The sequence below is a fragment of the Gordonia sp. p3-SID1431 genome (assembly GCF_025143765.1).
Lineage (GTDB): Bacteria > Actinomycetota > Actinomycetes > Mycobacteriales > Mycobacteriaceae > Gordonia > Gordonia hongkongensis.
Genome location: NZ_JAMBDT010000148.1, coordinates 1 through 9,283, shown reverse-complemented (window position 1 = coordinate 9,283; position 9,283 = coordinate 1). Strand labels below are relative to the sequence as shown.

The 9,283-nt window shown below is 61.5% G+C and carries 10 protein-coding genes and 1 pseudogene; 5 read left to right on the top strand and 6 right to left on the bottom strand.

The features are described from left to right. Positions 1-764 (top strand): type IV secretory system conjugative DNA transfer family protein (locus M4D77_RS22620; RefSeq protein ID WP_259937498.1); only part of this gene is annotated, 764 nt, incomplete at its 5' end. 602 nt (positions 765-1,366) lie between these two features. Here the strand turns inward: M4D77_RS22620 and M4D77_RS22615 are convergent. Together M4D77_RS22615 and M4D77_RS22610 are read right to left on the bottom strand one after the other, a co-directional pair. Then, entirely contained in the window at positions 1,367-1,684 is a 318-nt protein-coding gene (locus tag M4D77_RS22615; protein WP_259937497.1) for a hypothetical protein, read from the bottom strand. Next, complete coding sequence (locus M4D77_RS22610; RefSeq protein ID WP_259937496.1) at positions 1,681-2,307, bottom strand: ParA family protein; 627 nt, start codon at positions 2,305-2,307, stop codon at positions 1,681-1,683. The genes M4D77_RS22615 and M4D77_RS22610 overlap by 4 nt, the downstream gene beginning before the upstream one ends. A 323-nt stretch (positions 2,308-2,630) precedes the next feature. Between M4D77_RS22610 and M4D77_RS22605 the strand changes: the two genes are divergently transcribed. Further along, positions 2,631-2,906, top strand: a complete 276-nt coding sequence (locus tag M4D77_RS22605; protein WP_259937495.1) for a hypothetical protein — start codon at positions 2,631-2,633, stop codon at positions 2,904-2,906. A gap of 248 nt (positions 2,907-3,154) precedes the next feature. Here M4D77_RS22605 and M4D77_RS22600 read toward each other — a convergent pair whose 3' ends face one another. From M4D77_RS22600 to M4D77_RS22585, 4 genes and pseudogenes are all read right to left on the bottom strand, one after another. Beyond that, the gene (locus M4D77_RS22600; RefSeq protein ID WP_259937494.1) at positions 3,155-3,439 is read right to left on the bottom strand and encodes a sigma-70 region 4 domain-containing protein; all 285 of its coding nucleotides are present in this window, start codon (positions 3,437-3,439) and stop codon (positions 3,155-3,157) included. Further along, positions 3,439-3,813, bottom strand: a complete 375-nt coding sequence (locus M4D77_RS22595; RefSeq protein ID WP_259937499.1) for a primase C-terminal domain-containing protein — start codon at positions 3,811-3,813, stop codon at positions 3,439-3,441. The genes M4D77_RS22600 and M4D77_RS22595 overlap by 1 nt, the downstream gene beginning before the upstream one ends. 36 nt (positions 3,814-3,849) lie before the next feature. Next, positions 3,850-4,299: pseudogene (locus M4D77_RS22590) on the bottom strand (replication initiation protein); the annotation flags it as partial. A gap of 1,135 nt (positions 4,300-5,434) precedes the next feature. Beyond that, complete coding sequence (locus M4D77_RS22585; RefSeq protein ID WP_259937493.1) at positions 5,435-5,758, bottom strand: hypothetical protein; 324 nt, start codon at positions 5,756-5,758, stop codon at positions 5,435-5,437. 475 nt (positions 5,759-6,233) lie between these two features. On the opposite strand from M4D77_RS22585, the gene M4D77_RS22580 reads away from it, so the two are divergent. The 3 genes from M4D77_RS22580 to M4D77_RS22570 form a co-directional block, all read left to right on the top strand. Further along, positions 6,234-6,920 carry a hypothetical protein gene (locus M4D77_RS22580; RefSeq protein WP_259937492.1) on the top strand — a complete coding sequence of 229 codons (687 nt, stop codon included), beginning with the start codon at positions 6,234-6,236 and terminating at the stop codon, positions 6,918-6,920. Further along, positions 6,917-8,188, top strand: coding sequence for a relaxase/mobilization nuclease domain-containing protein (locus M4D77_RS22575; protein WP_259937491.1), 1,272 nt, complete (start codon positions 6,917-6,919; stop codon positions 8,186-8,188). Before M4D77_RS22580 ends, M4D77_RS22575 begins: the two co-directional genes overlap by 4 nt. Next, on the top strand, positions 8,185-9,283 hold a 1,099-nt coding region (locus M4D77_RS22570), incomplete at its 3' end, for a hypothetical protein (RefSeq protein WP_259937489.1). The genes M4D77_RS22575 and M4D77_RS22570, both read left to right, overlap by 4 nt.

Below are 9,283 nucleotides of genomic sequence, written 5' to 3'. Positions count from 1 at the left end.
AGTACACATCGTCTCTGCGTGACATTCTTGCGGCTTACAACCTTGTTTCGGTCCGAAAGATCAGTCAGGACACGAACTTTGACCCTGACGCTTTCGTACGTTCGCGCGACACGCTGCATATTACGGTGCCGACCGAGCATCAGAACGCTCTGGGGCCGATCGTTGCGGGCCTGTTGGAGGCAATTCGGTTCGCGCAGTACAACTATCATCGCGCCGTGGAGGCTGGGGTTGAGCCCGACCCTCATATGCATCTGACGTTTGTATTGGATGAGGTTACGAACACTGCGCCGATGCCCATTCCAAAGCTCGTGTCGGAGGCTGGTGGCCAGAAGCTGCACTTGATCATCGCGCTGCAATCGTTGAGCCAGGCCAATGAGCGATGGCGAGACGCGGCCAAGGACTTCCTGTCTATGTTCAACGCCAAACTCATCCTGCCTGGTGTCGTTGATCCGGCTGTGACTCACACCCTGAGTGAAGCGGCAGGGCACTACGACCGAGTGATCGAGGGTGTCAGTCAGTCGACCTCTTATGTTGGGCCGTACTCACGGAAGGTGACGCAGCAACAGCCGAACTGGACGATCCAGCGTCAGCGTGTCCTTGAGCCGGACCACATCTCTCGACCGCTGCCTGGGCATGCGGTGGGCTTCTTCGGGAGCCAGTGGTTCCTGACACGGCAGACACCCGTGCACGCCGACCCCTTCTGGCAGCACATCATGCGCAACCCCTATCCCATACGTCCTGTAGAGGAATCCCGAGATGCCTAGACGGTGACGGTGAATCGGTTACGAGGGAGGGAGGGTCGTGCGCAGCAGTCATTGAAAGACCAACGTCCTGAACCCCTGACCAGGGGGCAAGGGTGAAGTCCGGACAAGTGGTAGTTGCCCGGACCCCACCGAGACACATGATCTCACTAAGAGGGAAGTAGCAGTTCAATGCACATGCACAAGCAAGTAGTTACCGCGATGATCGCAACCGCCACAGCCGCTCTTACGGGTGCTGGCTTGATCGTAGGAACCGGCGCGGCGACAGCCCGTGTCGACGATGGGCGTTACGTCCTGCATAGGACGGGAGGGGTCTTTACGCCCACCACGGCCGCAATCATCCGGAACGGCGCGATCACTTACGAAGTTCCAGGGCGCCCTACCTACCGCATCCACCCCACACGCGCAGGCGGCTACTACGACCAGAGCGCGATCCAGCGGCTCACTTTTCGCAAACATGGTGGCGCGCCTATCAGGTTGACGCCTACGTCTTCGGCATCAAGAGCGGCACCGCGAGAATGGTCCCACGCGGGTAGATAGAGCGTCCTCCGACCCACCAGATGCCCCAGCTCATAATCCCCTATGAGCTGGGGCATCTGGCATCGCTAGTCCGTCTCAGTGGTGATCCTGGTTCGAATCCGCTCGGAGAGGTCAGCGTCGGTCAGCATTTCCCGGAGTAGGGCGTCTACGGTCTGCTGGAACGTCACTCGGGACATGCCCAGGGCTAGGGCGGCGTCGTTCTGCCATCGCTGCACATCGCCATTGAAGGCGGCGTCGAACTTAATCGTCTTTGCTACAGGCTTGGTGCGGGAGCGCGGGGCGACGCTGCGCCGTAGTTGTTCCTCGCGGCCGGCCGATGAGCGGTTTGCTGGTTTGGCGGCGACGCGCTGAGCCTGGGCGCGGATTTCGTCTGCTCTACTCATGCGGTGGCCGTCGCCTTCATGTCCAACAGCTGCCCCAGCGCATCGCCATATGCAGTGTTGAGCGCATCAACGATCGGTTGCCCGAAGCCCTGAGCGAACTGCTCCTTGCGTGCCACTCGAGCAGGTAGCACCTGGGTTAGCTCGGCCGCGGCTGAGGCGTACACGTCGCCTGAGGCGGCGTTAGTGACTACCCGAGTCAGCAGGACGGCAGCTATGCAGGGGTTCTCACGAAGTGCTTCAACGTCGGCAACGACCTCGAGGACAGACCCGAGGCGGTCGAAGTCCATCGGGGTCGGTGACATCGGGATCACCACATGCGACGCCGCCCGCAATGCCGAGGTCACGATACCTTTTGCCGATTCCATCGGAGGGGTGTCAATCACCACCGCATCAATCCCCCGCGTCACAGCGTTCAGCCGCTTGTGCAGGTCTCGCACCGGCAGACCCACGACGGGCACCGACCAGTCGCCCAGTTCGCCCCACCGCAACAGGCTTTCGTTCTCTGGATCCGAGTCGACGCCAAGCGTCGACAACCCCGACTCAGACAGCGCATGCAGCAGATACGCTGCCGTCGTTGTCTTCGTCGACCCGCCCTTCAGATTCACTACAGCGATCACCAACACGCGTTTAGCCTCCCGACGCTTCCCCAAAGAGATATACGTATTTACGGTTCTGCGTAGATACGTTACTGCGGATATACGTATTTACGTATAGGTACGTTACCAGCGAAAATGTCGTCGTGGGTGGAAATCTGCTCGGCAGGTCGCTAACAGAGGCCGGTGTTCACTCGTCATACGTGAAGCTGCCGCGACACCGCTCCGCGCTGCCTTGCCCTTAACGCCGGTGTAGCTGCCCAGTTGGCGGGGGAGATTTGTCAGCCACTACTGCTACTTTGTGTTGCGCAAGTCTCTTTAGGTATCGGTGGGGGCCAGGAAGAGGGAAAACGATGGATCACATCGACGCGCTACCAGGCAATCTTGCGGAGTTCGGTCTCTTCGCGGTGATCGCGGCCGCGACCGGATACTGCGCATACCGCATGCTGTGGGACGACGCACTCCTCAACGGCTTCACGCCCCTGCGCACGGGGACTGGCGTCGTGGCCGCTGGAGCATCGATCACTACGGGGGTGTTTGCGCTCATTGCGTTCTGGGCCGTGCTCCTGGGGCTCTTCGCGATGGCTGTTATCGGTGCTATTGCGTGGGCAGTGGTCAAGGATCTTTGACGACGCCGAAGTCGCTGCACCTAACCGGCCCATTTGGTGTCATCGATGAGGCGGGGGGAGTGGTGTGGCTCGGTGAAGTCGAAGCCGCCGTCGTCCAACTCGGGGTCCAGGAGGCGGGCCGTAATCAGCACATATGGGGTGCCTCCCACAGGATCGGCCGGTGTGACGGCGGTGATCAACGCGGGTGTGATGCCGTCGACGAGCACGTCCCCGCGTTGGAGTTGATGCGCTCGGACCTCTATCGACACTCAACCCCCAGTTACGTTTGACGGCGGTAGCTCGCCGTTCTTTCGGGCAACGTGCAGCATATAGCTCACCTGCCCGACGGAGCAGCCCATCTCGTCGGCAATCTCGCGGTACTTCTTGCCCTGCTCTCGCAGATCAGCGGCGATTTTCCGCCGCTCCCGAGCACGGCGTTCGAAGTCCTTGCGAGGCTCGGCGATGATCCGGCGGACTGTGCGTTCTGAGGCTCCCAGGGACGCGGCCACCTCGCGCGCTGTTCGTTTCCGTCGAGCTGGGGTCTCAGCGCCCATCAGAGGGCCAGTGCGTGCACGGCCGCGCGGTCGTAGCGTGTCGCACGCTTGCGGTTCGCCTCGATCTTCTTTGCAGTCATGACTTTGCCGCCTCGTCGGCCGAGTTCCGCTTGTCGGGCTCGGTAGTTCTCTTCGGTGAAGTTGCGCCAAATCCAGCGTGAGATGGATTGGGCGGTGGCCTTGACCTCTGTAAAGGGTAGTTCGGAACCGAACTGAGTGTTGACGTGGTGGCAGTACTGCAACACGAGGTGTTCCCACTCGTGCTGTGTGCCGTCACGGTGCCGCCACCACTGCGGGTATGCCCACTTGCGGGCGGTGTCGAACATCGTGACGTTGCGGCCGAGCCCGGCCGCCCGCTCGGGCTTCCTCGGCATCTGCCGAGGGGTATGAGGGGTGATGAGTTCTGTTAGCTCATAGGGCGCTGCTGGCCCGTAGATGGTCTCCCAGTCCGGGTGAATCGGGTTCTTGGTGAGCTGGCCAGCGTACGAGGGGTCACCCGCGACCGAGCTCCGGAGGCCGGCCTCCACTCGTTGAGCGAACCTCAGAGGTTGCAGCCGCGCCGAGTCGGTACGGCACACAGGCGCGTTCAGCCACCAACCGATGTGCCCGCGACCTGATGGGGACTGAGCTACCCAGTTCGGTGTCGGGTGGTCACGAGGCTGCTCAAACGCTCGCAGGGCGGCGTCTGGGTGGTCGCAATCGACGACGATCGCACCAAGAAGCGCATGAGGAGAGTGCTCGACATAGCGCATCAGGAGGGCGTCGTCTCGACTGTGTCGGTACTGGCCCCTCTTCGGATCGTTAGTCGCGTACGGGCGGTGAGGCAGCAACACGTCTAACGCCCACTGCCCGTCCGACATGAGTGTTTGCGACGCCATGCCCAGGACTCTGCACGCACCAACCTAGTTCTTGGCGTAGGACACGCCGAGCCATATGCAAAAATTCTTGGGGTAGGACGGGCCGAGCCATATCAGGTAACCCGGCGCGCCCACCCGCTCTACCCGAGCCGCACATCTCCCGGAGCTACCGCCTGCACTGCCCCCAAAATTTTGCGTTTCGTGCCCTCGCGCGCCTCAAACTCCAGAGCTGGCGAGCCCACTACTAGGCCATAGGCATACTCCACCTGCTCAGGGCCTAGACAGTCGATTGCATGCGCTGTGAGCAGGTGGTTTTGGACGAAAAGCCTCAGATACTCCTGAGGTATCGATCGAACTTCCTCTGCAGTTCTGCTATCGAGCCAACCCCGAGCCCTCTCCCTGAGTGCCGGCTCGGGCGTATCAGTGAGTCCAACCATGGCCATGATGTCCGGGTTCAAATCCACTAGTCTCTACCGCCGTTCTCCGCTTCCTCCCTAGACCGTTTCCCGCGTTCGGCTATGTCCAGGAACCCAACTTTCCCGACAAGCGGAAACTCGGAACCACCTGTCCGTTGTTCCCAGGCTGCGCACGTTGCTTCGGCAACAGGCGACGTTCTTCGAATGTCACGGATTGCTGGTTCTAGGTACGCATGTGCTGCATCCAAGTCAGCGCACTGTGGTGGTACGAGACGTTCCAGGAGAGTGAGGTTGTACTCAAGAGTGTCTCCCTGTTGGTGAAGCTCGGCGAAGGCTGGCTGACTCACTTCGGCAAGAGCGAGTATGCGGAGAGGGGTGGCCGCATAGTGGATCTTGGACGATGAGTCATCGAAGTCATCGTCATGTTTGAAGTCGTCGTGATCTTGGGGATAGGTCATGTCTGCATGGTTCCTTTTCCGGCTCCGCTCCAACCTGTCTGTTTGAATCCCGCAAGCAGATGCGCCTGTAGCTCGCTTCGGGCACTCGGGAGGGGGCGATCTAGCAACACGTGACTGAGAACTTCGAGCGTTTGCCCGCAAGCACCAGGACGAGTAGCTAAGTCGATCCACTCGCTAACAGGGTGTCCCAGTATCTCATCTGAGAGTCTGTAGCGAGATGACGAAGCTTCTGCGGCGCGACGTAACTCATGCGCGGTGATCGTTTCAGGCATTCTCTTCAACGTTGGCCGAACTCTGAGCAGGCGCAGCCTTTGGACGTCGCCGCCCGCCACGCTGACGCCGTACCGGCGCGGTCGGCGCGGGGATTCCGTTTGCTGCTAGTTCCGCAGTTGTCCACGCATCGGTCGTCGCCTCTTTGTACGCATCTTCATACGTCCTAGTTAGCTCATCGACACGCTGCTGGGATTCCTGGAGTTGCCGTGCGATATCCACCAATGCTTTGCCGGTTTCGCGCCGTCGTTGGATTCGTTGTGCGGCTGCTTCCTCGATCTGATGATCGGACGGAAGCGCGGTGATCTTGATGGTCATGTTGCGAAGTGTAAGACGCCGATATGACTAACGGCTAGACACGCACTTCGGTCCCGGTCGACTCCTTCGGAGGTAGACCGGGTGGTCGTGCAAGCACGACCACTGTGGGGGTCGGTCGTAGCGGGCTGTCTCGTCGGTTGTCACGGCCTGGACGCTTCGCGTCATTGGCCGCAACAAACCTCCGATCCAGCCCGTCGTCTCGCGTCGAGATCTCGCCGGTCGGCTCGACGCTTCGCGTCATTTCCTCCCAGCTCGACGCGACGCGAGACGCTACGACCGACCCCCACGCAAAGTCTTGCAGCGAGATGGTGCCATTCGCTACGCTCATGGCATCTCGCCTGCACACTCGCTTCGCTCGCATGCAGGAGTGGCCCGCTATCGCGGGCCATGCGGACCGGCTCGCCAGGCCCTTTCGGGCCAGGCATTCGCCCTCTCGGTCCGCCGCAGACGGGACCGAGAGGAAGGTCGCTGTCGGATGCGTAATCGGGTCGTGTCGGTGCGCTTCGCGCCTGCCGAGCACCAACAGTTGTTGGTTCTCGTGCATCGCGAACCGCTGCGCGATTCGCGAGGGCGGGTGCGGCGATCACTGGCGCACTGGTGCCGTGCGGCACTGACTCGTGCTGTGCTGTCGGACGACCTTCGCCCTGGAATGCCAGTCGTCGAGACCGATGACCTCGCAGACCTGGCGGACAATTGCCAGCGACTGAACGAGCGGGCGTATGAAACGAACCGTCGCTACCGGGTGGTGTCGGGCTCTCTGGCCGCTCTCGAAGAGGTCTGTTCCTCGGCCGAGACCGCTCTACCTTCGGTTGGTCGAAGCGCAAGCATCGTCAGCGCGAAGCGCACCCAATTGGTCAACATCTGGGTGAGTGACGATGACTATGCGTTGTGGCAGCAGGCCGCGCGTGAGGCGCGATATTCGCGAGTGTCGGCGTGGTCGTGGGATGTGTTGGTAGGCCGAGCGGGATATATCCGTCAGCGTCGCGCGACACCGTCAGTCCTTGAGACCCGCCGCCAGTTGGCGGGTGCGATCAACAATGTTGCCCAGTTGCAAGCGATTGCCGAAGACACCGACGCGGACCTGGCGGCAGTGATCGAGGAACACGGCGTGCGGCTCATCGAGTTGATGGCCCATTGGAACGAACTCGGGACAGTGCAATGATCCCGCGTATCACGCGTGGATCATCGGCCTACGGCGCGATGAGCTACGACCACGGACCCGGCCGGTTTGAAGAGCACCGCAACCCGCACAAGGTCGCGGGCAATGTTGCCGGCCGATCGTGGAAAGAGCGGTCTGCGGCTATCGACTCCCACGTGCAGCGGATGCACCCCAAATTAACGAACCCGATTATCCGTACCTCACTGCGGATCGCACCGGAAGATCGACGGCTGACTGACCGGGAGTGGCGCGAAGTCGCCAATGAGTACGTCTCCAAGATGGGGTTCGCTGATGCCCCTTGGGAAGCCGTCAGGCACGCAGACGACCACATTCATGTGACGATGAGCCGTGTCAATTGGGACGGAAAGATCGTCGACCAGTGGCGCGACAAGACACGTGCGCAATCGACTGTGCGTGACATCGAACGGCGCCACGGCCTACTCGATGCCAGCACCCGGTACAAGCGCGATGCGCCCGAACTGTCACGCAACGATCGTGAACGCGCGGCCCGCGAGTCAGGACGCACCGGCCGCGTTGTCGTGCCTGAGAAGGCGCAACTTCGCGAGCGTATCGATACCGCCCGTCAGGCATGCGACGGAACGCGCGCCAGCTTTGAGGAAGAGCTCCGCAGGGAAGGGGTGGCCGCGCGGGCAAACGTCTCACAGCCAACTGAGCGGCATCCGCAGGGAAAGATGAACGGCTACAGCTACGGCCTCGACGGTCACACCGATCGCAACGGCGAGCAGGTGTGGTTCAAGGGCTCCGACCTGGGACAGAAGTTCGGTTGGGCAGAGACCAACCGGCAGCTCACCGAGCGATCGGCTACGTACGACCCTGTAAGCCAGCAACCTCCGAGACGTGACCCGCAAGAATTTGAGGGCAAGGCAGCGCGCAGCGGTGCCGCGGCAGCCCCAGAACCTCGGATAGCACGGCCCCACGTCACCGCTGAGCCCGGAGTTGACGCTAGATCGTCGATGACCGCTGCCGCTCGTGAACGTGCACGCGCGGTTGCGCAGCAACGGGAGCGGACTAGGGGCCAGTCGCAAACCCGCTCCGACGAACCGCCAGCGTCTGATGGAAACGCCGAATTGGGGGCCTCAGAGACTGTGCAGCGTGATCGCGCTGGACACCGCAAAGAGGATCAGGAGCATCACCAGATGAGTGCCCGTGAACACGCTCGGGAGCAGGCTCGCGAGCGGGAGGAACGCCGCCGCCAGCAGCAGGCAGCCCGCGAAAGGGAGCGCGACCGCAACCGAGGGAGGGACCGATGAAGCCTAACGACACCTGGGGGTCGCAGCCCACGGCAAAGGTCATCGCACCGAAGCTCTACAGCAACGGCTGGTGGTATTGGCTCGGATTCGCTGTCGCTGTGCCACCGCTTATGGCGCTTGCCGCTCTCGCAGGCGACAGCACGCTCTACGTCGCCTTGACCATCACGGTTGTGTGGGGAGCGGTGCTTGGTTACCGCGATCGGCGGCTCGGTCTCAAATTTGCCAGAGGTAATTATGTTGCGCTTGGGCTGCTCATCATCTGCATGTTTGGAGTCCCGAGTCTCATCGCATATGCCTTGGGCTACTACGTTTTTGACTCGCTGATTGCATACGGGCGCAAGCGTAAAGAGGAGGCGGAAGCGGGGAAGAGTGAGGGGCTGATTTCTCGTGTGATGGGTTCCAACGATCCCTATCTTGAGGTTTTGATGGCGGCTTCGAACGACAGTGCAGGCGGTGGTGGGTACATCGGCTGGTCGAGTGAAGATGCTGACCGCATGATGACGGTCTCCCCGCGCGTTGCGCTCCTGGTGATCGGCCCCCAAGGGTCTGGCAAGTCGTCCGGTGCGATCGAGCCGTCCGTACTGCTGGCGCCGGGGCCGTGCGTTAGCTCGACGATCAAGCTGGAGGTGATGATGGCTACTTACCAACATCGCAGTCGGCTGGGCCAGCAGTGGCACTTCGACCCCGCGGGAGAGACCTCGGATGGTCTTGCGCAGCAGGGAATCCTGCCGGTTCATTGGTCGCCTCTCGTTGGTGTGCGTAGCTGGGACCAGATGCAGATGCGTGCCTACGCACTTGCTAACCCCAAGATCGAGCAGGCGCAAGGAAACGGCAAGCATTTCATGGAAGGTGCGCGCAACATCCTTGCCTCGTTGATGTACGCGGCCTTCCTCGATGGTCGTGACATGGGCGACGTGGCTCGGTGGGCGGCGACGCTCAACGTGACAGATGAGGCGTCGCCGAGCTACACGCGACTGGATGCGATGACCCCGCTGATTCACTACGCAGCGGAAGAAGGTGACGTTGGCTTGGCTGCGCAGATTGCGCTGGACGAGTTAGAGAGCTATCTGGCGATGGACGTCCAGGAGCTGGGCA